The sequence below is a fragment of the Vibrio sp. 1180_3 genome (assembly GCF_029478545.1).
GTDB classification, from domain to species: Bacteria; Pseudomonadota; Gammaproteobacteria; order Enterobacterales; family Vibrionaceae; genus Vibrio; species Vibrio aestuarianus.
Genome location: NZ_SJFM01000004.1, coordinates 15,664 through 39,721, shown reverse-complemented (window position 1 = coordinate 39,721; position 24,058 = coordinate 15,664). Strand labels below are relative to the sequence as shown.

At 38.8% G+C, this 24,058-nt stretch carries 25 protein-coding genes and 1 pseudogene; all 26 read left to right on the top strand.

Going from position 1 to position 24,058, the window contains the following annotated elements; genetic code table 11:
• Window positions 1-79 precede the first annotated feature (79 nt).
• On the top strand, window positions 80-676 hold the full coding sequence (locus tag EYW48_RS03955; protein WP_261928048.1) for a hypothetical protein: 597 nt from the start codon (window positions 80-82) through the stop codon (window positions 674-676).
• On the top strand, window positions 673-2,586 hold the full coding sequence (locus EYW48_RS03950) for an FHIPEP family type III secretion protein (protein ID WP_176313687.1): 1,914 nt from the start codon (window positions 673-675) through the stop codon (window positions 2,584-2,586). Before EYW48_RS03955 ends, EYW48_RS03950 begins: the two co-directional genes overlap by 4 nt.
• Window positions 2,573-3,613: an EscU/YscU/HrcU family type III secretion system export apparatus switch protein gene (locus tag EYW48_RS03945; RefSeq protein ID WP_277431889.1), complete on the top strand. Its 1,041-nt coding sequence runs from the start codon at window positions 2,573-2,575 to the stop codon at window positions 3,611-3,613. The genes EYW48_RS03950 and EYW48_RS03945 overlap by 14 nt, the downstream gene beginning before the upstream one ends.
• Window positions 3,597-4,361, top strand: coding sequence for an OmpA family protein (locus EYW48_RS03940; RefSeq protein WP_176313685.1), 765 nt, complete (start codon window positions 3,597-3,599; stop codon window positions 4,359-4,361). Before EYW48_RS03945 ends, EYW48_RS03940 begins: the two co-directional genes overlap by 17 nt.
• Window positions 4,351-4,731: a hypothetical protein gene (locus EYW48_RS03935; protein WP_176313684.1), complete on the top strand. Its 381-nt coding sequence runs from the start codon at window positions 4,351-4,353 to the stop codon at window positions 4,729-4,731. Before EYW48_RS03940 ends, EYW48_RS03935 begins: the two co-directional genes overlap by 11 nt.
• Complete coding sequence (locus EYW48_RS03930; RefSeq protein WP_274672459.1) at window positions 4,731-5,735, top strand: hypothetical protein; 1,005 nt, start codon at window positions 4,731-4,733, stop codon at window positions 5,733-5,735. The genes EYW48_RS03935 and EYW48_RS03930 overlap by 1 nt, the downstream gene beginning before the upstream one ends.
• Window positions 5,736-5,747: 12 nt before the next feature.
• Complete coding sequence (locus tag EYW48_RS03925; RefSeq protein ID WP_277431888.1) at window positions 5,748-6,383, top strand: hypothetical protein; 636 nt, start codon at window positions 5,748-5,750, stop codon at window positions 6,381-6,383.
• A gap of 5 nt (window positions 6,384-6,388) precedes the next feature.
• The gene (locus EYW48_RS03920) at window positions 6,389-6,607 is read left to right on the top strand and encodes a FliM/FliN family flagellar motor C-terminal domain-containing protein (protein ID WP_176313681.1); all 219 of its coding nucleotides are present in this window, start codon (window positions 6,389-6,391) and stop codon (window positions 6,605-6,607) included.
• A gap of 208 nt (window positions 6,608-6,815) precedes the next feature.
• Window positions 6,816-10,331 carry a hypothetical protein gene (locus EYW48_RS03915; protein WP_277431887.1) on the top strand — a complete coding sequence of 1,172 codons (3,516 nt, stop codon included), beginning with the start codon at window positions 6,816-6,818 and terminating at the stop codon, window positions 10,329-10,331.
• A 109-nt stretch (window positions 10,332-10,440) separates the two neighbouring features.
• A complete protein-coding gene (locus EYW48_RS03910) occupies window positions 10,441-10,725 on the top strand; it encodes a hypothetical protein (protein WP_277431886.1) in 285 nt (94 codons plus the stop codon).
• Window positions 10,726-10,776: 51 nt separating this feature from the next.
• Window positions 10,777-11,469: an EscR/YscR/HrcR family type III secretion system export apparatus protein gene (locus EYW48_RS03905; RefSeq protein ID WP_277431885.1), complete on the top strand. Its 693-nt coding sequence runs from the start codon at window positions 10,777-10,779 to the stop codon at window positions 11,467-11,469.
• Window positions 11,470-12,153, top strand: a complete 684-nt coding sequence (locus tag EYW48_RS03900; RefSeq protein ID WP_277431884.1) for a type III secretion system apparatus protein VscT2 — start codon at window positions 11,470-11,472, stop codon at window positions 12,151-12,153.
• Window positions 12,146-12,397 (top strand): hypothetical protein, encoded by a 252-nt coding sequence (locus EYW48_RS03895; RefSeq protein WP_261918917.1) that lies wholly within the window; start codon window positions 12,146-12,148, stop codon window positions 12,395-12,397. Before EYW48_RS03900 ends, EYW48_RS03895 begins: the two co-directional genes overlap by 8 nt.
• Window positions 12,387-13,853 carry a secretin N-terminal domain-containing protein gene (locus tag EYW48_RS03890; RefSeq protein WP_277431883.1) on the top strand — a complete coding sequence of 489 codons (1,467 nt, stop codon included), beginning with the start codon at window positions 12,387-12,389 and terminating at the stop codon, window positions 13,851-13,853. Before EYW48_RS03895 ends, EYW48_RS03890 begins: the two co-directional genes overlap by 11 nt.
• Window positions 13,853-15,115: a type III secretion system ATPase VscN2 gene (gene vscN2, locus EYW48_RS03885; protein ID WP_176314104.1), complete on the top strand. Its 1,263-nt coding sequence runs from the start codon at window positions 13,853-13,855 to the stop codon at window positions 15,113-15,115. The genes EYW48_RS03890 and vscN2 overlap by 1 nt, the downstream gene beginning before the upstream one ends.
• Window positions 15,069-15,470, top strand: coding sequence for a hypothetical protein (locus EYW48_RS03880; RefSeq protein WP_277431882.1), 402 nt, complete (start codon window positions 15,069-15,071; stop codon window positions 15,468-15,470). Before vscN2 ends, EYW48_RS03880 begins: the two co-directional genes overlap by 47 nt.
• The gene (locus EYW48_RS03875; protein WP_277431881.1) at window positions 15,471-16,145 is read left to right on the top strand and encodes a hypothetical protein; all 675 of its coding nucleotides are present in this window, start codon (window positions 15,471-15,473) and stop codon (window positions 16,143-16,145) included.
• Entirely contained in the window at window positions 16,132-16,365 is a 234-nt protein-coding gene (locus EYW48_RS03870) for a flagellar biosynthetic protein FliQ (RefSeq protein WP_176314106.1), read from the top strand. The genes EYW48_RS03875 and EYW48_RS03870 overlap by 14 nt, the downstream gene beginning before the upstream one ends.
• A gap of 31 nt (window positions 16,366-16,396) precedes the next feature.
• Window positions 16,397-16,777, top strand: a complete 381-nt coding sequence (locus EYW48_RS03865; RefSeq protein WP_171981758.1) for a hypothetical protein — start codon at window positions 16,397-16,399, stop codon at window positions 16,775-16,777.
• A gap of 408 nt (window positions 16,778-17,185) precedes the next feature.
• The gene (locus EYW48_RS03860; RefSeq protein WP_171981757.1) at window positions 17,186-17,470 is read left to right on the top strand and encodes a type VI secretion system PAAR protein; all 285 of its coding nucleotides are present in this window, start codon (window positions 17,186-17,188) and stop codon (window positions 17,468-17,470) included.
• Window positions 17,460-18,461, top strand: coding sequence for a sel1 repeat family protein (locus EYW48_RS03855; RefSeq protein WP_277431880.1), 1,002 nt, complete (start codon window positions 17,460-17,462; stop codon window positions 18,459-18,461). Before EYW48_RS03860 ends, EYW48_RS03855 begins: the two co-directional genes overlap by 11 nt.
• A 363-nt stretch (window positions 18,462-18,824) precedes the next feature.
• Window positions 18,825-19,333, top strand: a pseudogene (tssB, locus tag EYW48_RS03850) (type VI secretion system contractile sheath small subunit).
• 48 nt (window positions 19,334-19,381) lie between these two features.
• Window positions 19,382-20,857, top strand: a complete 1,476-nt coding sequence (tssC, locus tag EYW48_RS03845) for a type VI secretion system contractile sheath large subunit (RefSeq protein ID WP_277431879.1) — start codon at window positions 19,382-19,384, stop codon at window positions 20,855-20,857.
• 5 nt (window positions 20,858-20,862) lie between these two features.
• Window positions 20,863-21,300: a type VI secretion system baseplate subunit TssE gene (gene tssE, locus EYW48_RS03840; protein ID WP_176313821.1), complete on the top strand. Its 438-nt coding sequence runs from the start codon at window positions 20,863-20,865 to the stop codon at window positions 21,298-21,300.
• Window positions 21,301-21,306: 6 nt separating this feature from the next.
• Complete coding sequence (gene tssF, locus EYW48_RS03835; protein ID WP_171981251.1) at window positions 21,307-23,076, top strand: type VI secretion system baseplate subunit TssF; 1,770 nt, start codon at window positions 21,307-21,309, stop codon at window positions 23,074-23,076.
• Entirely contained in the window at window positions 23,040-24,056 is a 1,017-nt protein-coding gene (tssG, locus tag EYW48_RS03830; RefSeq protein WP_053309040.1) for a type VI secretion system baseplate subunit TssG, read from the top strand. The genes tssF and tssG overlap by 37 nt, the downstream gene beginning before the upstream one ends.
• Window positions 24,057-24,058 lie beyond the last annotated feature (2 nt).

Sequence of the window (24,058 nt, the reverse complement as noted above, 5' to 3'; positions counted from 1 at the left end):
ATTTAGTCTTTATTTCTCTTTTGAATCGATAGCGTTGCCTCTATTACTCTATTGACTAATTTTATAATAGAGGTGTCCCTTGTATATTGAATTAGATGCATCACAGCGAGATATACCGCAAATCGCTTTTAAGAAACCTCGTCATTCTAATCTCATCAAAAAGTCTGAGCTAGCTCTGTATTCTGAATCACGGATTTTACTCCGTGCATTGGAGGCAAGAGTGAATGAATACCAAGGTATTTTAGAGCAACAGGTTATTACGATGTTGGAAGATAAAGATCAAGGGCTTAATGAATATCTGACAAATGTATATCAGGAAGTTACTCAAGATTGGCAGTCTCAACAAAATGAATGGTTCAAGTGTGCTGAACTTGAATTCGCTCGTCATTTAGAGCAGCAACAAGAGATGCTTGAAGAGATAAAACGGGATCTTAAACAGTCAATTGCTATGGCTATTGAGAGACGTTTTTCTTCACTGAAGCAGAGTGAGACATTAATCACTTACCTAACTGAAGTCTTACACAATGAAATGGATGATCAGCTTAGAGAGTTAAATATTACTAAGAACTACCACGAAAATGGTGTCTTACTAACGATCGAAAGTGAAGATAGCGTCATCAGTATTGATACCCAAAACATTGTGAACGAGCTACGAGTTAGCTTGGGGTTATTATGATCGCTCGATTATGTAACACAAATTTATTTTTCAATCCGAGTAGCGTGATCATTGCGTTTCTACTGCCGACCATCATTCTTGTTAGTTTGCCAGGTGGAGTGATTGATAGCTTTATCTTAATCAGTTTTATCAGTTCAGCTTTACTGTTAGTGATTATGTTAGAGAACGACCAACCGCTTAAAGTAACGTTCTTGCCGACGATGGTATTGCTACTGACAACATTTCGCTTGCTACTTTCCATTGCAACAACAAGAAATATTATAGCCAACGAAGATGTGGGGCAGGTGATAGAGACGGTGGGTGAATTCGTCATGGGCGGAAACCTAATCTCTGGTTTGTTGATATTTGTCATTATTACTATTGTCCAATTTTTGGTGGTAACAAAAGGTGGGGAACGAGTTGCTGAAGTTGGCGCACGCTTTTCTTTAGATGCTTTACCTGGTCGCCAAATGACCATCGACGGTGACTTAAAAGCAGGGCTTATTACTGGAGAGCAAGCACAAAAATTACGTGCCGATTTGAGTACGGAAAATAAACTATTTGGTTCGTTAGATGGAGCAATGAAGTTTGTAAAGGGAGATGCGATAGCGGGTATTCTTATCAGTTTGGTCAACTTATTTGGTGGTATCTACGTTGGTATCAATCAATTCGAACTTTCGCTTGGTGACAGTGTTAGTCGTTTTTCTGTACTGACTATTGGTGATGGTTTGGTGTCGCAAATTCCGAGCTTATTGTTATCAATGGCTTGTGGGGTTTATTTGACACGTATTAAAGGTTCTGAAGATCATTCGAGTTCATTTATTAACCAACTGATGTCGCAGATAGGCATATTCTGGAAAAATTTGTTGGTTATTAGTGTGGTAATTTTAATCATTGGGGTTTTCAATTCATCATTGCTGTATGTGTGTCTTCCACTATCGGTATTGTGTGCAATTCTTGCAATGGTGTTGTGGCGATCGGGTCTTAGTTCTACTACGGTGGCGACTCAGTTTGAGCCTGCTGGCAACGGTTTATACAGTTCACTTAAATTCGTCTTACGTGAAAGCCAGTATCGAAATGTTATTCATCATCGATTAACCGCACTGCAAGAAACATTATGGGGGCAATCTCTTGGTGAGCCAGCCATTGTTATTGACTCTAATTTGCATGTTGATTTATCTGTTTATGTTGCTGGCATTGAGATGTTTACCTTCTCGCAGCAAGAAGCCGATTCAATTATAGAAATCTTGGGTGATGAAATATTTATCCGACATGACGACGTAGCGATAAATGTGAGTCAAATTGCTTCCTATTTTTTGCATAATCGCTTGGTAGAAAAATTTAACCTTCAATACACGAACAATATTATTGAAGGACTTGCTCAGCAAAGTGAGATCATGAAAAACGAGATCGATTCGGCGATCGGATTAAACCGCGTGCATGATGTATTGAAACAAATGATTCGCTCACCGGAATTTAGCCTTGACCGTATTAGCTTTTTTGAGTCCCTTATTTACTGGTCTCGAATTGACAGTGAACCCAAAAACTGGCTGACTAGGATCCGCAGCCAAGCCCGTTATGAAATCACTGCACGGATGCTCAACGAAGATGGAAAAATTCATATTGCTTTGCTAAGCCCAGAAATTACGGAGGAGATTATTGGATTTGTTGCTGGAGAGATGGAGGAGATTGACCGCTTAGTTGAAATTCAGCAGGCGCTACGCAAAGAGTTAATTCAATTCACTAGAAGTCATGGTCATAAGCCAGTCTTAGTAGTTGATGATAGTGAAATCAATAACATTAAGTCTTTTTGTTTACAGGTCGTATCCACTTTATTTGTTTGCAGCCATAGTGATATTGTCGATCAGAGTTGCGTTGCGAGTTCTCAGGTTTTACAAATTAATCCGAGTCGTAGCGATGCAAACTACTGAGACAAAAAAATACCCGCCTACAGCTAAAAAATTAAAAGACTTACAGCGTAGAGGACAGTTTCCTAAAACAGAGTTAGCGGAGCCGACGCTTGAATTGCTCGTTTTTACGGTTATTTTTACGGTTATTTTACACTACTTGTTTGAACAAGCTAATGTATGGATAACAAATATGATCCATGCAGATATCATGGTTGGTGTTGGAGTGATGATTTCTGTGGCGTCAGCCACCATTACATTACTGGTTTTACTTAAGGTTGTCGTCGTGGTTATTAATTGGGTGGTGATTAACAAATCAGTGATTAATACGGAAAATTTAGGTTTTAAAATTGATAAAATCAGCCCAGTAAATGGTTTTAAAAATATTTTTGGTATAGAGGCCATGTCTCGTTCAATACGGAAAATATTAGAATTGCTTTTTTTATTGTTTTTGCTCAAATATGTTTTTGATGTCGTTGGTGCGCAAGTTTATAAACTTAATGAAATAAATAATTTAAGTTATTTTTTATACAGTTTTATGTTTTGTTTTTCCTCTGTGTCATTGCTTTTTGTTGTTTACGGAATTTGTACAGGGTGTTTGGATTATTTGGTAGAACGTTATCACTTTATGCAAAAAAATCGCATGACTTTTACGGAGATGCGAAACGAACTAAAAGAAACGGAAGGTTCACCAAAGATTAAAGATATACGTAAACAAAAAATGCGTGAAGTGATGGAATCGCCAGTCACTAAGGGGCGGATACCAACGTTTGCTTTAGCTAATCCAACGCATATTTTGGTGCCAATCTGCTATGACCCAAAAATTGAACGGATACCGGTAGTATTGAAAATCTATATAGATTCTCTGGCTCAAGAGGAACGTAAGCGACTAATGGCGATGAACGTCCCCATTATAGAAAATAAACCATTAGCACGAGCTTTTCTTCGTACTATGTCGACAGGTGAAAATTTTATTCCTAAGGCATTTTATAGAGATATTGCTTTAATTCTTTCTGCGTTAAATAGATATAAAAATGCACAAAATAATTAGACCATTATTCGGATTAGGTGTACTTGCTTTGACGGCATGCAGCCAGCCTATACATGATAGCAATCTAGTATTAGATCTAGAGTGGAAGCAAGATATTTATAATTTATTAGTCACTCAAGTTGCTGATGTAGATAACTTTAAATTCATGGTAAGGCAAGAGCCCGATTACGTTAATGGTTCTCCTCATCAAATTGCTTGTATTGAAGTGGCGGAGCCGCTATTACCTCATAAATTTTTTATCGCGAATCTTAATACTTATGGAATGTCTGAAGTTCATACTTGCGATGGGAATTATTGGTATTTTGACAACTTAGTTTCTGCAAATAAGAGCCGATCTTTTGATCTCAGTAGTTGGCAGCCTGTAACGGGAGTGGATACATCCTACAGTAATAAAAAAGGTGACGAACATTTACAGTTGGGGTTGACCAGTTTATTTCCTTTAAATGAGTTTAAATTGACTTCTCAAGGTCGTGAAACATTACATGAGGTTATCTATTCACTACGAAAAGAGCCTGTGAGTTCATTAGTTATTTACGGTGTTGCCGACTCATCGGGAATTTACCAAGAGAATTACACCCTTGCAGAGAAAAGAGCTCTATCAGTTCGTGACTTTTTAGTTGAAGAGGGACTAAGAGGGATACCAATCGCGGTGCGTGGTAGTGTTGAAAATAGGTTATCTACACCTGAAGAGCGTGTGACACAACGACGTTTTATGATTGAAGTGAGGTTTAATAAAAGTGAGAAATAATAAGTTTACCTTATTGATATCGGAGTTTTCTGTACTGAGCAGTAATATACCTATTATGTTAGACGCTACACAAGCGTTAGTTTGCCACTATGCTGGTGTTGATTGCTATCTTGAAGATGGTGCAAGAATTGGCATTCAAGAGCAACTACTGATCGTTATTCCTTTAAACAAAAAAATATCATCACAGAAACAGACGGCTTATAATAGCGATTTTTCTTTAACGCGTGACGGTTATATAACCGAGATTAATAATAGAGGCTGCTGTTATATCCGACACCGACTCATACCCGATCATCCACAACAGTTAGCTCGATATTTATCTGATACGGTTAATATCGTGAACCACTTTATGAAAGAGAAATTATTGTAATGTGGTTGATTGAATTTACTGAAGGTCACTTAAATGGTGTGACCATTCCTATTGAGTCAAGGTTGATATTAACAGGGCTTAAAGAGCCCGAACAAGATAATGAAATACCTTTACCTGAGTATTTACCTGCTACTACCCGTTGGGAGATAACCGTGGGTGAAGGTAAAGCGGTGCTGCTTGGGGCTAATAAATCCCAAAAAGGTATAAGACTAACACCGAATCGAGTTTATCGCTTTAAAGGCCTCAACTTTTTTGTTTATGAACAAGGTAAAAGAAATCCGAAATTACAGTGGTTCGGATTTAGACAATATCGACCATTGTTTGCCTTTATGCTAATGATAAATCTTGTTGTAGTAGCGATCAGTATCCATTTTTATGATCGTCTCGTTGAGTCAAAATTGGGCAATGTCATCGAGCTGATAGGTAGCGGTTATATATATGAAGGCCAACTTTATGTCGCGAATGAGCAGACGCTTAAGGCACTGCCGAAATTATGGCAAACGATTAGTCATTTTCAAGATAAGGGAAATTACGTACCTGTATCACAGTTTAACATTGAGGTCATATCTGCACTTTCTGGTAAGCCTATCAAGGTTGAAGTTCGTGCTGCGCAAGGGCGGGATCAAATACTGATTGAGACTAATGAACAAGAGCTGAAAATAATGAAAATACTTGGGGAGCAGGGGATTAAATTTTTAAAGACAGGTGATAGTTGGCTGGTTTCAAATTTGGCTAAAGCAACTGAACTATTAGAACAACACCAGCTCAATGTTTTACTTATTGCGTTGAAATCAACCACTGACAACGTGGAAATTATTCCGCCTGATAAGTTCAATTTTTCTGTTTTTTATTCAACAGAATCAAAGTCATATATATACGATAAACAAAAGAAATACTGGCAAGGAAGTTCTGTACCCAACTTTGGAATCATAGATAAAATTACTCGTGATAAAGTTGTGTTTCATGATGGCCAACATACGAGAGAGTATTTAATTCAACCTTAATAGGAGTCACTAATGGCAGATGCAACGCTGATTCTCGGGAATAATGGTGGCATTACTTTCCCTTGTTCAAATGAAGACAGAATTCAGAAAGCTGAAGAGTTTATTGTCCGTAACCACTTACCGGTTGGAAGGACACTCTTACAAAAAGAAAGAGATCCATTAGCTTTAGTGGAGCAACTACTAGTTGCTCATCTTGAAACAGAAAAGCTGAAAGCTGAAGAAACAGCTACATTAGTTCAAAAAAAATCAAAAGCTATCGCCGAAATTAATCGATTATGGGGGCTAGTAATGAAAGATAATATTCCCCATACAGACCCTAATGATAATGATAGGGAAACGTCTCTAGGTGATAGCACTGATGCACAGAACTATTTGATAGAGATTGATCGTATTATCAAACAAGATTTAGGTGAAAATAGTGGTGTTATGAAAATTACGGGTAAAGACTTGACTGGCTCTTTAGTTATGAAGGTTTCTTATACCGATTTACAAACATTTAATGCAACCATGACAGCTTATTGCGATACAATTCAAGTGGACCTAGACTCACTGAATCAAGAATTTAAAAATAACATGACTCAAATTACTTCGGTTCAAGAAGAAGTCCGCAGTGTGCGTACAGCCGTTGTTAGTATGGCGCAAGGATAAACTGGATGAAGATCTTAATTGATGTTGTTATTGCTCACTGCAACATGACGCTTGATGAACTGAATCATTTACAAAAGGGTCAAGCTAAAATGTTAGACGATTTTGTTCAATCAGAAGTCATGTTGAAAAGTGGTAATGAATTGATTGCAACAGGGACGCTTATAAAAGTAGACGATCAATATGCAGTATCTATTGATCATGTTAACCAAATTCTGAATGAATAGTTTCTCGTTACAAAAATTAATGAGCAACTTAGTTGTTGCTCATATTTTTTGAATAATTTATGTATTCATAAGTTATTTTTATTTTTAGTTGATTATTCTTCTCTACATATCTTATATTTTCAATATTAATCCAATTAATTAATATAAGAGTTTATAGCTAATTAGGTTATATTGATCAGAATAGATATCATATAGATGGGGGTGCCGGATGTATTATTCTGGTCATAGTCATAATTGTTCGTTTCTATATCCTAATCCTAATCCTAATCCTAATCCTAATCCTAGCATAGGCAACTCTAGTTCTGAAAAAACGTTGAACCTCAATGACATAAAAATCAAGCGTGTTTCCTTTGAGCCTATTAAGACTAAGTCGATTAACGCAAAAAATTTTGTTGACCTAGCGTGTGTCAACCAAGCTCATGGCTTGAAGATGATGATGTCAATTCAAGATGGTAAGTTGACATTAATCACAGGTAAAAATAAAGGTTTGCTTCGTGAGATAAAGCATCAAATTCGTGGTCGTGATGCGCTATCTCACCGATATAAAGCAACTTTGGATTGGCCGGATAATAATATCTCCTTTAGAAAACTCTGGGTTAATCGCCAACAAAGATTATGTGCCAAGGTTATTTGTCAAGGCCAAAGTCATAATGTTTTATTGCAACTTAATCCTAATCAATACAACCAAGATCTAATGGTCGATAATAGTCAGTGCAGTTTTCCCCTTTCGATCAGTATAAATTCTTTGCAACAAGACAATAGTGAATATAATCTAAGCTCAGAATCATTTAAAATACAATTGAAATCAGGGGAAAAGGCAGACGTTACTTTTGATAAGAATGATTGTAATTCAGTGCGGCTGAAAGTAGGTGAAAGTATAAAATATTTTACGTTACCTATGAGCTGTGATGAAAAAATAATAGACGTAAAACCTTGTGGGAATTGGTTGCAAGTTACTATATCTAAAGATAATGAAAGAAGAATTTTATACATCAACATTCCTTCATTCGCATGGAATGTTAAATATCCTCCTATTATTTCTTCATCGCCACCGCTCGCTTTCATTCATAGTGCAAGCAATAATAGTGAACATTTTATTAATGCCAATCCGTTTGTTGGTCGTAAACGTCGACATATCGGTAATAATTTTTTGCCATTGAATCACTTGATTGACCGTATTAAGCATCGAATCGTTAGTGGTCAGAGGAAATGGAATGCTGGGCGTAAGTCGGCGGCTATTATTTCGTTTGCGAAAGTTTTAGATCCCGGTGTACAAAGTTTAATCGTATGGATTAAGGGCAGGATGCGTGCATCGATAATTAATGAAGAACTACAGTGCAAGGTAAACGAACTTGATAACGAAATTTTTTATATCAAAAGCTTATTAGGTTATTGGAGCAATGACCTCATGCTTCTACAGGTAGTAAATGCAGACACTATGAGAAAGTCTCATATCTCATCAAGTCAGACTAGCGTGAACCTCGAGAATGAGCTTGGCAAGCAAATAACGCTAGCCACCGAGAAACTAAAACTGATTAAGCCACTTTTTTCTGAAGACGTAAACGCTAAACCGAACAAATTGGGCAGTTGGTTTAAGAGTCAGTCAAATAGAATAGAATGTTTAAAAGTTTTAGAAAACAAACCAGATGATGATGTCAAGAAAAAGCTGAATGAAATTAAAGATGTCTTAGATTCATTAAGCAAAGCGAAATACTCTCCGATTAAATCTAAAGAACTCGATTTGTTGTGCGCTTTTGTTGAGCGAACCATATTAAATGTGCATTTACTGCTTTCTTTGAAATCCAATCCTGGATATGAGCTTGCTCTGCAAACAAAATTATTTCACGAAGTTAAGGATGAATTAACAACAGCCGTTGAGCGACAACATTTTGGTTCAACAGCTTGGAAAACTGCTGAGAAAACGAGCCGTCAAATCGGTTGCTCGTTAAATAACGAGTTAGGTAAACTCTGGTCACGGATGGACAATTCCCTGAAGCCAGATGCAAGTCTTGCTGATCAAATGGCAGCGCAAATAAGTGCTATGCCAAAAGGAGATACGTTAACTCTGACGACTAAGGAAGGGTGTGAAGGTTTCGTCGGCGTTGCTAAGTTTGGTTTGCCTTTTGTAGGAGGTTGGTTTGCTGCTGTATTAGCAGCCTATGAGAAGGAATACAGCGTTTGTTTAGAATCTTTAGGAAATGGAGAGGCAAAGCTGAAGTTTTTGCGCAAAAAGAATAAAAGTGTTGCTGGTTTATTCGGAACAGGTCAAGGGTTTGAAGACCTGACTCAATTGGTAAAATACGATAAAGGGTCGGTGGTTACTTTTATGCCGTTTGAAGCCAACCTCATTTTAAAAATAATGCAGGAAAGTAAGCGTGATTTTGCATTTAATATAAGGAATGAATATCTTAGTGAAACTCTGGCCTACTTACTGAAAATTAAGTCTGCAGGTAGTGAAGAACCTACAGTAGAAAAATGGACTGATATGCAGTATGAGTCTAAGCAGGAGAATGCCGTTCAATTGGTGCTTGAGTTGAATAGTGAATGCCGAGTACAGAATGGGAGTAGTGTTAGTTCTGACCTTTTTATGGTGGCACCAAGATATTTTGCTAGTATGACGGCTTCTGGATCGTTAGAAAAAAAGCGAAGTGTTGATACTAAAATTGGCACGACAACTTCAGTTGAAGCGACTACTGAATGGACGGCAAAGGCTGGTTTATCTCACGATTCCGGTTCTATTGTAATGCCGATTGTGACTGGTAATAACTTTGGTAGTCCGGTGCCATTGCTAGCGGCTTCGCAAACATTCACAAATGGTAGAGCGGTTGAGAGCGAGCTGGCGTTTTTGTCAGATCTTGTACCAGAAAGCACAGATAACACTCAATGGTCAAACACTTCATCTTCTGAATGGGAATCAAAGCAACGAGAGCAAGAGTTAAAAAAATTAAAAGTGTGGTTATCGGAACAAAGCGAGGTTTCTCACATTGTTAAGAATCGGTTAAATAGTCAAATTGAAATTCTTACTCAAGCTTTAAATAAAGGTTTTCATCAGGTGGAGAAAAGCATTGCCGCACAAGATATTGGACAGGTGAAAGTCGACTACCAAGCAAGTCTAAAGTGGAAATCTCGTTTTGGCGATAAGTTGAGAAAACTGGTACGAATTACTCCCAAACATTCCACATCCTTAGAGCAGCTATTAGTTAATTATCCATCAAGTCTGCGTCTATTAGCAGCTATCCGTAGTTCAAGTCAAAGTCAGAGTCAATTGGAAAATATGGGTAAAGCATCAGTAGTGACCGCGCATTTATACTACCAAATTGCCGATAAAAATTTATCGGATTTAACGAAACGTTTTACATCGGAGACCAAGGAAGCTTTGGAAAATGGTAATCCCAAAGAAATAAAAGTCGTCATACAGCGTTATATGGATATTTTATCACGCAGTAATGACAGTGATCGAAGTAATTATCGCCTTAAGAATATTAGCTTTAAGCGTACTTCTTACTCTAGGGAAAAACCTTCTGGAATTCTTCCATTAATTACTATAACCAATTATAGCCAGATTGAATTGTCAGAAAAGTTAGGGGAAATTGAATTCGATTATGACGATATTTTAACTACGAAAAAACCAATATCTATTACAAATAAGATTGCGTCATCATTGCTCACTATACCTAGCAAGGCTTACAACAGACGTTATCCGAAACTTGCCAATAATACTTAATTCATCAATTTTCCGGTGTATTCACTGGAGGTAGTGCATGTTGTAGATAATTATAAATATTCATCCCTCTCTATGGGTAGTTTTTTATATCGCACAACGGGAATATCCTATGGCCAGTAATCAGTCATTATCAACGGGTTATATATCAGAAGTATTTTCTTCTTTAATTGACAATGCAGATGATGCAGTCGCTGAATTTATTAAGGCACACACTGGAATAGTGGGCGACGATGGGGAGTTTCAAGAAACTGAAGATGGAACCTTGATACTCAGCAGTTCGGATATGCTCGGTTTGCAGCAGTTAATGGCAGAGCAGAGTATTTCAGCTCAAACGGCAACCTCTACATTGAAGTCGGTGAAAGACTCGATTTCAGCATCTGCTCGCAATATTTAACTTGCTGGAGTTATCTAGACTTATGGTGTTTTATTCTATAGCTGTATCACTATGATTGAGTTACTAAATCCTGATAACGCGTATTCAGGGGCAAACCTTGTTTTACTCTTGGTCCTTGTCCTACTTTCTTCGGTGTTTTTCATTTGTTTTTCAGGGTTTGTTAAATACAGCATCGTACTAAACATCATAAAAAATGCAGTAGGTACTCAACAAATCCCACCTTCTATGGTCGTGAATTTATTGGCTGTATTGATGGCGCTGAACAGTATTTGGCCAGATATCAAACCCGGTCTGATGAGGGTGAAGCCATATTTTGTATCTCAAGTTCAGCAAGATGTAGAACTTGAGATGAGTATGGAGTTAGAGTTACCTGAAGAAAAACGTAGCAATATAACAATGTATCATTTGGTGAGTAATTTATTTGATTACTTCCCTGAGTTAATGAGCAGAGCTGAACGAAAAACAAACCAGTTAAACGAAATCGTAGTATTACCGTTGAATTTTGGACCAGAGGAGGAAGCGTTCAAGTTTTTTATTGGTAATTTGATTCTAGACCTTTATCAGGGGTTCGAATTAGGACTTAAGCTTTATATGGTTTTTGTCAGTATTGATTTTTTGATCGCTGTTATTTTAAGTGGTGTTGGTATGACGATGTTATCGCCCACCGTAATATCCACACCAATAAAACTCGCGGTATTTTATTTTTCCGATAGTTGGACCATTTTATTTAAGGCGATGGGATAAATGGCGCAGTTGCTTTTCCCTAATTGGATGTTGTTTGCCGGTGTTTACCTGTTTCTCAAAATCTACAGTCCTACACGGCTTTATTTAGACAATATAACGTGCCTGGCAATAGCTACTGTCTTTGCCATCTTCTTAGAGCACACTCATCTTAAACAAGTACCGAATTTTATTTGGGTAGTGAGTGTGGTCATATTCGCTTTTTTTTCGTCGGTCCCTTACTGGGTGAGCGGAACTGTCGGAAGTGTTATTCAACAGATGTTGTTGCTTAATGAACAATCGGTACAAGACCGCCGCTTTACTGATGAGTCTGAAGCGTTAGCAAAAATGAGTAGTTTGCTCTTTCTGATGTGTGCATTGGAATCAGGGGCTGTATTTTATCCAATTCTTGATTTAATCAATAAGAGTTTAGAATCACAGCTTGAAATTGGATTCGAAGACTTATTTTTTCTGATTGTTGATAGCCTCAAAATGATGGTTATCGTCTCAGGTAAGTACATGATTTTGATGCTAACGATAACGGTATGCTGTGGCTATATTGACCTGTTTTTTAAAAAAGCATCGTTGTCATTATTTGTGACACCGAATCTTAAAGCGATTGTGGTCGTGTTGTTATTGAATTTATGGTTTTTCCACGATCAATTTTATGTCTTTGAACAAATGATGGAGAAAATGGGTTATGAATAATGTTGATGCTATTAGTCGGAATAATTCACCGATTTCAGCAAGCTATCTATCAGAATATGAACAGATAGCAGCTGATGTAAAATCGCTCAAGGATAAACCAATGTTGCCTATTGTTGATGGTGGTGATGCGTTTACGGAGCAAGATCTCATCGATATGATTTTGACGAATTATGTGGCTAATCAGTCCATAAGTCAGATGGAAGAAAGTCAAAAACGTTTGGAAGAGATCATTGATGAAGCGTAGATTTTTGATTGTTTTCCTGAGTTTCATTGCTATTGCAGCGCAAGCAAAGGTTTTCATTGCCCAAGAAAACATCGACCTTAAAGGTGCGTTAAGTGCAATTGCTAAGGATATGCAAGTTAAGCTAGTTGCAAACCTTGATGATAAAACTGAGCGTCAATTGATCACGCAATCTTTATCAGGCGAAGGTGTTGTGTTGCTAGGAGAGCTTTCAGAAATTTATGATTTCGATTGGTATGTTTATGGCGGTACGTTGAGCGTTCAGTCAGGGCAAGACTACCTTAATTACGTATTTAAGCCGAAAAATATACGTTCTAAAGCGTTACTGAGTGAGTTAAAAAAGACATTTCAAACGAATCGTTCCACCAAACTGAGGCTAGCCGAAAGAGGTAATTCAATCTTATTGTCTGGGACTCGTAAGTTTGTTAACGATGCGGTTACTTATGCCACTATGGTAGATAAAAACCAGTTTTTAGATAATGGCAACGATATTGAACTAGCTCGTATCGAATTTCATTATCTTTCAGTGCTGGATCGAAGTATCAAGACTTATGATGGTATGGTTAATTTTCCTGGTGCTCTGTCTGTTATCGCCGCTGCCATTACCAATATTGGTCAATTTCAGAACGTGAGCGATGGAGAAATGCTTAATCGTGCTTATAAAGTCAAGCTGAGCGAAGGCGATAAGCAACAACTCGAAGAAAATGAAAAAACATCAAAAGTTCAAGCATTACCAGGTTCAAATGCTCTATTAGTCCGGGGTACGCCTGAAGAAATCAAACTGGCTAAACGTATTGCTGCATTAATAGATGTCAAACGCCAGCAATTACTTTTTTCTCTTAAAGTGTATGACATTGCCGCTGATCGTACTGAAAACTTGGGTATTGATAGTTCTTGGGTTAGTGGGACTAAGGGGATTTATGACATATTGCTACCACCTTTTACAAGCACAACAGATTTTCTGCAAAATTTTCAAGCGTTATATTCAAATGGTATTGCAAGAGGGGTTTATGAAACCAATCTTCTTGTGCTTGAAAATCAGCAGGGTCACTTTGGTAAAAGTCAGACAGTGACCATTAATTTGGTATCTGATAAGCAGGTAGAAACTCAAAAAATTGAAGCAGACAATAGCTTATATGTGACAGGGCGATTGCTATCTAACGGGGCCGTGCAAGCGAAAATAGAATACATTGAGGAAGCCCTTAATGATGATACTAACACTAGTGGTGTATCTCAACCCCCTCGCGTTGACTCACAAGAATTGAGCTCGGAAGTGTATATTCAGCCAGAGCAAACCATCATTCTCGGCGGTTTTGAAAATACAGTGACGCAACAAACGGAAAATGGTGTTCCAGTGCTTGCGAACATCCCTTTGTTGGGCGAATTGTTCAAGTACACTAGTGATAGTAAACGAAAATACAAGCGCTATGTGTCTATTGCGTTTCAGGTGATTGAGTAATGTTGGAGCACTTTTTTAAAGTACAAGAGTCTTATCAAGACACGATTGTATGTTATGTCAGTTTGGACACTTTTGTTGGCCAAGAGTGCTTTATTCATACCGTAAGTAATCAACGTATTCGTGGCGAAGTCATGAAAGTAATGGGAAACAAAGTAGAGATAAAACTGTTGCAGCCCGGTGAAGTGCAAAGGGGTGGGAAAGTGGAAATTACCCCTCGCCGTTTTTCATTTCCCTTAAATGAAGATGCGTTAATTGGTAAGGTGATTAACTGTTATGGTGAGTCTCTTTATGGCGGTAATTACCTTCAACAGCCTGGTCATTTTTACGATCTTCCTATTGCGATAGAGCCGATACATCTCAACCTTCGAGCGCCGATCTCTGAGATTTTTCCAACGAAAATCAAAGTGATTGATGGTCTATTTACGATTGGAGAAGGTCAAAGGATAGGGTTGTTTGCGCCAGCAGGTGCAGGTAAAACCACAACGGTTTCCATGATGGCGAATAACATGGATGCAGATATCATTGTTTTTGCAATGATAGGTGAACGAGCACGAGAAGTTGTCGAGTTTTTGGAAGGTGAAATTGGTCCTGAAGTGATTAAAAAATCGATTACTATTGTATCGACTTCAGAAGCTAATCCGCTCGAAAAAGTGCGCTCGGGCTTAGTTGCCGTTTCTATTGCGCGTCATTACATGGAGCAAGGTAAAAAGGTGGTCATTTATTTTGATTCTTTGACCCGTTTTGCTCGTGCACAAGCCATGCTTGATGGGACTCCGATCAAGGGAGGAATTCCAATCGGTGTCTCACTTGCACTTTCTCGTTTAGTTGAAAGTTGTGGTAATTCTGTCTACGGCTCCGTAACTGGGATATTTACTATATTAATAGAACAAGAAATTGATGACGATCCGATAGCACACGAAGTTAAGTCATTGATTGATGGTCACTTAGTTTACTCAACTACTATTGCGTCCACTGGACGCTATCCGGCTATTGATATTTTAAAAAGTAAAAGCCGTTTACAAAACAAAATTCAAGATCCTCATTATGTGATGTTGTCAGAGCATATCAAAGACATGGTTTATCGTTATTTGAACGTTGAGTTACTGATACGAGTCGGGGAATATGAGAAAGGGAATGATCTCGAAACGGATAAAGCGATTGAATTGTATCCGTACATTATGGATTTTCTCAAGCAAGATTTGTCAGGGGTAGAATATGAAGAAACCCTCCAAACAATGGAAAGACTTTGCTCAGCTTATTGATATTGTAAATATCCGAATTATGAAACAGCAAATGAAACTTGAAAAGTTACGTCGAGAGCTGCGGGATCTTGAACAGACAATCACTGATCAATGGCAAGAGATCAACAATACTCAAGATCGTCTTCGTAGCTTGAATGTAATCAATGAAAATAATTCGATTACTCGTATGTTCCAACGTCGAGAAAGCATTAAATCTAAAATTGAATCTATTTTCTTTGATGTTTCGGTCGCTAGCCAAAATGCCGAAGATCTGGCTTTACAAATTATGGTCACAGAAAAAGAAAAACAACAGCTTGAAAAACGCAAAGATGCGTTGGCTGAGTTACAAGTTCAACTGATGGGTGAGAAAAATTAGATGAAAATATTTGATAGCCCCGAAAGTGGATATCAGTCACTTGAAGAGAATGCTTTTGAGAAAGAGTATCAATTTGTTCTCAGCCAAGAGGTAGATGATGCTCAATGTTTATCTACAGATGAGGAGGAACCTGTCACGAAAGATCGGCCTACCGTATTGGATCCTAAGACGCAGGAGCCTTCAAAGGAAAGCGTTCAGTTAGGGACTGCACTAAATATAGCGTTTGGTTTGTTGCCATTGAGAGATTCAAAACCAAAGCATCATGGTATTGAAAAGAAAATCTCTGTAGTGACACCGCCGAGATCTTCGCCCATTTCTTCCCAAACCGCAATAGGCAAGGAATTTAAACTTTCATCATCTAACTTATTGGAATGTAAAGGAGTATTTGTAAATAGCAAGGTTGAAGCTACTGCCTTTATTGGAAATGTCAAAACTGAAAACTCTGCCTTTATTGGCAAAATGCTACCTTCAATAAGTAATCATTATAATATTGCATCGGCCCCTGTTGTCGTTAATAGCCTTGCTAATATTTCATTACAGCTAACGCCGTCGGTATTTTGGCATCAGCCAGCACTTAATAGCTATCGCGTTTTTTTTCGTCAGAAGTACTACTTGTTTCGTTTTGAAGGTAATCAAGTGACCAACTATCTTGAGGAAGGCTATGACAGTTATTGATGTTACCGCTGCATGTTTAGAGGTGGTAACCAACTCTATCATTATATTTTCACTCAGTTTTGTGGTTACTGGGGTTGTCATCGGCTTATTACAGACTGTTTTTAGTGTTCAGGATCCTGGTTTACCTATGGCTGCTAAATTGGTGGTGTTTATCATTTTGGTTACCCAGGTGGGCGGGGGGATCTATGAGCAGTTTCATCTGCTTTTTAGAGAGTTATAAAGCAAATAATACATTTTATTAGGAGAAAATAATGAAAAATTTACGTGAAATTGTCTTCAAATCTTTAGTGGAGCATTTGAATGTTGATGCTAACATGTTCTCACGAATTGAAGGTAATGAACCCATCAGTATCGAGTTAAATAGTGGGGAAGAGATTTATATCGATCTAGGTGAAGATTGCCTACAAACGTTTATCGAAATCCCGATTAGGGATAACCGTATAGTAAAGATGAAAGCTAACCAGTTACTGGAAATGTTATTGGAAGACGAACAACTATTTTTAAATGTCAAAAAAGACAAAGTGTTGATTTTTACTGATGTACAAATCAGTGTAGTTAGTATTGAAAATGAGCTTACAAAAAAATTAAATCTATTCAATAGATTTTCTAATATTTTTAACACATCTCGCTAAATTGAACGGGTATAAATCAGACTTTATTGGTCTGCCTTGGTAAGATTTTTAGTGCACACAGACTAAATTCTGTAGCGTGTGTTTCCAAGTCTACGATCAAATAAAATAAGTCTACATCTATCTAGTAAGTTCAGTTTGTCATGAAATTGTCATTATATTTAATTTTGTGATGTCTGTTTGCTGTATTGATTCTGTTTCTGATGGCTGTGTTTTTATATTTTTATCGATGTTCGTCTATGTAAAATTTTCAGGGCAATTTTTTACCCGGCTAGGCAGGATTTTGCCTGGCCGGGTAGTGTATTGCCAAACTATTAGAATGAGGTAGCAATTAATCAATTAATAAATGGGGTATGTTTCTTGCTGATGTTGTTTAGATAATACTGAATTAACATTAAGGAAATATACATTATGGGAAATGGTATCGTAGTTGGGAATATAGGAACAGAGCATGATGGGTTTCCACCAACCCCTATCACAGCTGGCTCTGGTACCGTAAAATTTGATGGTATTCCCGCAGCACGGCAAGGTGACCCACTAGAGCCTCATGATAAGCCCAAGAATCCATCGCACCAGCGTAGTATTGCAGCGGGTTCTGCTAGCGTCAAAATTGATGGTAAGCCTGCAGCAAGAGCTGGGGACCCAGTAGATTGTGGTGGTGTGTTAACGGGTGGAAGTAGTGTCAATGTGGGTTAAATCTAGTGTATATTTATCATTACTTTTATCGCTAATCACCCCGGATGTATCCGCTGGTCAAGACGTTTATGAAGTTAGCTCATTATCTCCAGAAAAGGCTTTTGAGACAGGTCGTTTACTTCGAGCGCAGTACAAGAATTTAGAATCTCGTCCATATCTAAAGCACTCCGCTGACAATGGTAACTCTGAGGCCTCCTTTCTTTATGCGATGGAGTTAGCCAATTACAACACCACTATTAGAACGCCTCCTGAAGCTAGAGAATATTTACTTAAAGCGGCTAGGCTTGGCAGTCGTAGAGCCATGTATCAACTCTATACGAATGCTCATTGGTTGAAACATAGAGACGTTATGTACTGGAAAAGCCAGTATTATGATAGTTTGATTCGTTTAGGGAGCACTAACCCTTCTCAAGCTACTTATGAGCTGGCCCGTTATTTCAAAAATTCCAATCAAGAAATGTATATCTATTATTTAGATAAAGCAGTTGGCTTTAATCATCCTCAAGCATTAATGGATAAAGCTGCGCGGATTCAACAAGGGAAAGGGGTGTATTTCATGCCCGGCGAGCGAGAAACAGAAGCTAGAAAAATGTATCTCGAGGCTGCAAAAACACATTATATCCCAGCTATGCGTTATTATATTGATATTTTAGAAAATAAAGGTGATTTTCAAAATGTCTATAAATGGCGTTTGTCTGCTTTAGAAGAAGGAGATATTGTCTCTCTAGCAGCGGTAACTAAAATTCTTCTAGGTAAAAGTACGTCGTACCGCTTTGTCGCTCGTGACGATATAAAAGCTAAAGCTTATTTAGATTTATACCTTACTGCCGCAGGAAGTGAACGTATGACATCTGTTTATTCAATGATGGAAATAGAAGAAGAAATACTTAGGAGCCAGATGAGTGCTGAGGATGAATATCAGGTAAAAAAACTGATTGATAATTATAATAATATGTCGTTCTATAATCATGATATTTTCTGGGATTATTAATGACAAATTAAACAGTAATTTGTGGCGGTGTATTTTTTGGAACGGAGATCTTGATTTTATGAAAATTTATATTTATGTCGTATTAATATGAATAGAATGTCTCGGATAAACCAAGATAAATATAGATAAATTCTAGATGTTTGTTATCAATAAAATAAATTAAGCTTTGATTTTCATTAGGCTTACCTAATAAAAAGATTGCTGATGTAATTATAAATAATAGAAGAAACACTTATATGTTCAATGTCGCATCTTTTATGTGGCTTTGATTTTTAAAACGTTATGTATAACCTTCGGCTAGAGCAGTGGTTTGCTCCTGTCCGTAATTTAAACAATGTTTGGCATAGGTATTGGAGACGAAATATGTCTAAAGAAGGAAGTGTAGCTCCTAAAGAGCGGATAAATATTAAGTATATTCCAGCGACGGGAGATGCACAGGCAGAAGTCGAGTTACCATTAAAAACGTTAGTGGTGGGTGACTTCAAGGGCCACTCAGAAGACACACCACTAGAAGAAAGACAAACGGTTTCAGTTGAAAAAATAACTTTGAAGCAGTGATGCGCGAAAGTGATTTGAAACTGGCCACGACAGTACGTAACAAATTGAGTGATGATGACAACGCAGAGCTCCCTATCGAGCTTAGCTTTAAGTCACTTTCTGATTTTTCCCCAGATTCAGTAGCTACACAAGTTCCAGAATTAAATAAATTAGTTGAGTTGCGCGAAGCACTCGTTGCCCTTAAAGGCCCCCTAGGCAACATCCCAGCATTTAGAGATCGTTTACAAGAGCTTCTCAATTCTGAAGAGTCACGCGAAAAACTTTTGTCAGAACTTAGCCTAGTGAGTGGTAAAGAAGAAGAGCCACAAGCTTAATCTTGACCAACAATACGTGTTATTTAATCAAATTTAGGAACGAAATTGATGTCTACTACAGAAGCAGTATTAGAGAGACAAAGTGCCACACAAGGCAGTTTGCTTGACGAAATCATGGCCCAGACTCGCCTTGCACCGAGTGAAGAAGGCTATGATGTTGCCAAAAAAGGGGTCGCCGCTTTTATTGAAAACCTTATTGGCTCTAATCAAACCGAAGAACCTGTGAATAAATCGTTGGTTGATCAAATGCTTGTTGAGCTCGATAAAAAAATTAGTGCTCAGATGGATGAAATTCTACATGATGAGCGTTTTCAGCAAATGGAATCTTCATGGCGTGGTCTGAAGCTATTTATTGACCGTACCGATTTCAGAGAAAACAACAAAGTTGACCTACTGCATGTCACAAAAGATGAATTATTAGAAGACTTTGAATTTGCGCCAGAAACAACACAGTCTGGCCTGTACAAACACGTCTATTCATCAGGTTATGGTCAATTTGGTGGTGAGCCAACGGGTGCCATTATCGGTAACTTTGCGTTTACTCCATCAACGCCAGATATGAAGTTGTTACAGTACATGGGCGCACTAGGTGCTATGGCTCATGCCCCACTTATTTCGAGTGTAGGACCGGAGTTCTTTGGTATCGATTCTTTTGAAGAGCTACCAAACATCAAAGACCTAAAGTCAACGTTTGAAAGCCCTAAATACACTAAATGGCGATCTTTACGTGAATCTGAAGATGCGCGCTACCTTGGTTTAACCGCGCCGCGTTTCTTATTGCGTGTGCCTTATGACCCAACTGAAAACCCAATTAAATCATTTAACTACGTAGAAAATGTCAGTGCTTCACACGAACACTATCTATGGGGTAACACCGCGTTTGCTTTTGCTACACGCTTAACTGACAGTTTCGCTAAGTACCGCTGGTGTCCAAATATTATCGGCCCGCAAAGTGGTGGTGCTGTTGAAGATCTACCAGTGCATGTATTTGAGTCAATGGGTGCACTACAAAGCAAGATTCCAACCGAAGTACTCGTAACAGACCGTAAAGAATTTGAATTAGCGGAAGAAGGTTTCATTGCTCTAACTATGCGTAAAGGCAGTGATAACGCCGCATTCTTCTCAGCCAATTCAATTCAAAAGCCGAAGGTATTCCCAAATACTAAAGAAGGTAAAGAAGCCGAAACCAACTATAAGCTGGGTACGCAACTGCCATATATGATGATCATCAACCGCCTTGCACACTATGTAAAAGTACTGCAACGCGAGCAGATCGGTTCTTGGAAAGAACGTCAAGATCTAGAGCGTGAGCTAAATGGTTGGATCAAGCAATATGTCGCTGATCAAGAAAACCCACCCGCAGACGTACGTAGCCGTCGCCCTCTTCGTGCCGCAAAAATTGAAGTAATGGATGTGGAAGGTGAGCCAGGTTGGTATCAAGTGTCATTATCAGTTCGCCCTCACTTTAAATATATGGGTGCGAACTTTGAATTATCGTTAGTTGGCCGTTTAGACCAAGCATAACGACGATGACTTATATCGCACCTGAAGAGAGTGCATTTGGTGTCGGCTTCTTTGAACGTTTAGAAGCTGGCACTCTTCCTATGTCGTTAACCCAAGGGCCAGATGCATGGGATGTGCTCCAATCGATAAAACGTAATGTCGCTAATATTTTGAATACGCGGATAGGTGAAGCTCAAAGTGCGCCTTTATTGGGTCTTGTGGATTTTAACGACGCAACGTTAGAAACAGTAGACCTTTCACTACGCATCAAACTGGCTATTCAGAGCTGCTTAGATGCGTTTGAACCGCGTTTACAAAATATTATTATTCGTTCTGAATCTGATGCGTTTAGCCCATTAATGCTGCGCTTTCATATAACAGCCGAAATCAATAGTGACGCGTTGCATGACAAAGTGCAGTTTAATCTGTTGCTTGATCAAAACAGAAAGTACCGAGTGTTTTAGAAAATTATGACTCAAGATAAGTACTTCAGAGAAGAACTTGCTTTCCTTAAGGAACAGGGAAAGCAGTTCACTGAAATTCATCCTCAACTCTCTCGATTTTTACACGGTAGAACGACCGACCCTGATGTTGAGCGCTTACTTGAAGGCTTCGCTTTTCTAACCGCTCGCCTGCGCGAAAAAGTTGAAGATGAATTTCCAGAATTAACGCATTCTATTATTAATATGCTTTGGCCCAACTACTTACGCCCTGTGCCAAGTATGAGCATTGTCTCTTTCACCCCAGAAAAAAGTGTCAGCGACAAGCAGCAAATCAGCCGCGGTACACAGTTAGACAGCAAAGCAGTATTTGGCACTAAATGTCACTTTCGTACCTGTAGAGATGTCCAACTGTATCCACTGCAATGCCAAGATGTGGCTGCTCAGCACACTCGTGAAGCAACGACGATTGAGATCTCGTTGAAGATGCTAGGGGATAACAGTGTCGGTGACGCGCATCTCGATGATCTTCGCTTCTACTTGGGAGGAGATAAATACAGCTCGCAAATGTTGTATTTATGGCTTGACCACTATCTGGATAAAATTTCGGTTGAAGTGGCGGGTAGCGAATTCACGTTACCAGCGAGTGCGTTCAAAACAGTTGGTTTTGATAGTGAGCAATCGCTGTTGCCCTATCCATCTAATGTGTATGAAGGCTACCGGATACTGCAAGAGTACCTTTCATTTCCAGAAGCATTTCATTTTTTTGATATCAATAGGTTAGCGAGCGTTTTGCCGAGATCTGTAACCGGTGAATTTAAGCTGAAAATTAGTTTTTGTAAAACGCTGCCAGCAGATGTTCGAGTCCGTAAGGACAATTTTCAGTTGTACTGCACGCCGGTGATTAACCTGTTTGAACATGATGCCGATCCTATCGATTTAACCGGAAAACGATCTGAATACCGGATTGTTCCATCAAGTCGCTACCCATCACACTATGAGGTATTTAGCGTTGATGGTGTTTTTGGATGGCAAGATAAAACACAAGCCAGCCAAAGAATTCGTGGTGAAAAGCGTGTTTACTCGGCTTTTGAAAGTTTTCAACATGAAGTTGAACGTGTGCGTAACAGAGAAGCGCTTTACTACCGCACGCGAGTCAAAGAGAGCATTCGTGGCGATGGTTTTGATAATTTTATCTCTTTCATTCGTGGTGACGAAACCCAGTCCATGCATGTTGATGAAGCGGTATCGCTGAAACTGACTTGTACTAACCGTTTACTGCCATTAGAACTTGGTGTTGGTGACATTTGTGAGCCGACAGATAGCTCACCACCATTCGCTACATTCAGTAATATTACCGTTCCTTCCCAATCACTTAGACCAGTGCTTGATGGTAGCTTGTTGTGGGTGTTGATATCGAATTTATCGCTTAATTATTTATCTCTTCTTTCAAAAGACGCGTTGAGCAGTGTGCTGAGAGCGTATGACTTTAGGGCATTAGTTGACAGGCAAGCAGAGCGCGTTGCGCGCTTACGGTTGGAAGGTATTCAAAAAATCGAATCTCAACCGGTAGACAAAATTTTACGAGGACTGCCAGTGCGCGGTTTACAGTCCACGATCTACATCGATCAAAACTGTTTTGGTTCGGAAGGTGAACTCTACTTATTCGGTACTGTACTTAGTCACTTTTTTGCTCTTTATGCCAGTATCAATTCGTTTCATGAGTTGATCGTTATTAATGCGACTAACCAAGAGAAGTATACATGGGGAACACAGACAGGAATGCAGCCGTTGATCTAGAGATTACTGCGTTGCAGGAATCGCAGGTTGGCTTACCCAATGACGTTCGAACTTACAATTTTTACCAATTGGTTGAATTGTTGCAAAAGCTGAATGCACTGAATCCAGAATCTGAAGATTGGGAGCGTGCGTGTCAGTTGGTGTTTAGTGCTAACCCAAGCTTAGGTTTCGCTCCTGCGGATGTGACTGATCTGCGTGAATTAGATGATGAACGATTGGTTTTGCAAACCAACTTCTTTGGTTTGACTGGTGCGCAATCACCACTGCCTGGGTTTATTTTGCAGCAACTGGCGGAAGAAGATCCCGGTGGATTTAAGCGCCCATTTTTAGATTTTTTTAATAACCGCTTAATTAATTTGGTGTACCGCGTGTGGCGTAAATATCGTTATTACGTGCGGTTTCAAGCCGGAGCTCAAGATCAGTTTTCTTCCCAACTGTTTTCTCTGGTTGGGTTAGGTGATGCCGACCTGCGTGGTGAGACGCCAATCAACTGGTGCAAAATGTTGGCCTATGCTGGCACCTTGGCAGGAAGGAGTCGTTCCCCACAAGTGGTATCGGGGATTATTGCTCACTGTTTTGACTTACAAGATGTCAGTATTCGCCAATGGGTAAGACGAAAAGTACAGATAGAACCTCATCAGCAATGTTGTTTGGGTAAACAAAATGGTGAGCTAGGTATCAACAGCATGCTTGGCTCATCAGTCATCGATTGTAATGGTAAGTTTGTTATTTGTATCAAAAACTTAACTCGTGAGCGATTTGTAGATTTTCTGCCGTCAGGTAAGGAATACCAACCATTATGCAAATTGGTGGAATTCATCCTTCGTGAGCAAATGGCGTATGACCTTGAACTGACTATGCATGAAAGCGAAGCGCCAACTATGAGCTTGTCTCGTGACAGCGGTGTAGCCTTAGGTTGGTCCTCATTTTTAGGCCAAAATTTAGCCGATAAAAACGTTCTTATACAGGTAAGGCAGTAAGT

What these genes read in the sequence shown, in the direction of transcription:
- EYW48_RS03950 (WP_176313687.1), top strand. Translation starts at nt 673, where the DNA reads ATGATCGCTCGATTATGTAACACAAATTTATTTTTCAATCCGAGTAGC.
- EYW48_RS03945 (WP_277431889.1), top strand. Translation starts at nt 2,573, where the DNA reads ATGCAAACTACTGAGACAAAAAAATACCCGCCTACAGCTAAAAAATTA.
- EYW48_RS03940 (WP_176313685.1), top strand. Translation starts at nt 3,597, where the DNA reads ATGCACAAAATAATTAGACCATTATTCGGATTAGGTGTACTTGCTTTG.
- EYW48_RS03930 (WP_274672459.1), top strand. Translation starts at nt 4,731, where the DNA reads ATGTGGTTGATTGAATTTACTGAAGGTCACTTAAATGGTGTGACCATT.
- EYW48_RS03925 (WP_277431888.1), top strand. Translation starts at nt 5,748, where the DNA reads ATGGCAGATGCAACGCTGATTCTCGGGAATAATGGTGGCATTACTTTC.
- EYW48_RS03920 (WP_176313681.1), top strand. Translation starts at nt 6,389, where the DNA reads ATGAAGATCTTAATTGATGTTGTTATTGCTCACTGCAACATGACGCTT.
- EYW48_RS03915 (WP_277431887.1), top strand. Translation starts at nt 6,816, where the DNA reads ATGTATTATTCTGGTCATAGTCATAATTGTTCGTTTCTATATCCTAAT.
- EYW48_RS03910 (WP_277431886.1), top strand. Translation starts at nt 10,441, where the DNA reads ATGGCCAGTAATCAGTCATTATCAACGGGTTATATATCAGAAGTATTT.
- EYW48_RS03905 (WP_277431885.1), top strand. Translation starts at nt 10,777, where the DNA reads ATGATTGAGTTACTAAATCCTGATAACGCGTATTCAGGGGCAAACCTT.
- EYW48_RS03900 (WP_277431884.1), top strand. Translation starts at nt 11,470, where the DNA reads ATGGCGCAGTTGCTTTTCCCTAATTGGATGTTGTTTGCCGGTGTTTAC.
- EYW48_RS03895 (WP_261918917.1), top strand. Translation starts at nt 12,146, where the DNA reads ATGAATAATGTTGATGCTATTAGTCGGAATAATTCACCGATTTCAGCA.
- EYW48_RS03890 (WP_277431883.1), top strand. Translation starts at nt 12,387, where the DNA reads ATGAAGCGTAGATTTTTGATTGTTTTCCTGAGTTTCATTGCTATTGCA.
- vscN2 (WP_176314104.1), top strand. Translation starts at nt 13,853, where the DNA reads ATGTTGGAGCACTTTTTTAAAGTACAAGAGTCTTATCAAGACACGATT.
- EYW48_RS03880 (WP_277431882.1), top strand. Translation starts at nt 15,069, where the DNA reads ATGAAGAAACCCTCCAAACAATGGAAAGACTTTGCTCAGCTTATTGAT.
- EYW48_RS03875 (WP_277431881.1), top strand. Translation starts at nt 15,471, where the DNA reads ATGAAAATATTTGATAGCCCCGAAAGTGGATATCAGTCACTTGAAGAG.
- EYW48_RS03870 (WP_176314106.1), top strand. Translation starts at nt 16,132, where the DNA reads ATGACAGTTATTGATGTTACCGCTGCATGTTTAGAGGTGGTAACCAAC.
- EYW48_RS03865 (WP_171981758.1), top strand. Translation starts at nt 16,397, where the DNA reads ATGAAAAATTTACGTGAAATTGTCTTCAAATCTTTAGTGGAGCATTTG.
- EYW48_RS03860 (WP_171981757.1), top strand. Translation starts at nt 17,186, where the DNA reads ATGGGAAATGGTATCGTAGTTGGGAATATAGGAACAGAGCATGATGGG.
- EYW48_RS03855 (WP_277431880.1), top strand. Translation starts at nt 17,460, where the DNA reads ATGTGGGTTAAATCTAGTGTATATTTATCATTACTTTTATCGCTAATC.
- tssC (WP_277431879.1), top strand. Translation starts at nt 19,382, where the DNA reads ATGTCTACTACAGAAGCAGTATTAGAGAGACAAAGTGCCACACAAGGC.
- tssE (WP_176313821.1), top strand. Translation starts at nt 20,863, where the DNA reads ATGACTTATATCGCACCTGAAGAGAGTGCATTTGGTGTCGGCTTCTTT.
- tssF (WP_171981251.1), top strand. Translation starts at nt 21,307, where the DNA reads ATGACTCAAGATAAGTACTTCAGAGAAGAACTTGCTTTCCTTAAGGAA.
- tssG (WP_053309040.1), top strand. Translation starts at nt 23,040, where the DNA reads ATGGGGAACACAGACAGGAATGCAGCCGTTGATCTAGAGATTACTGCG.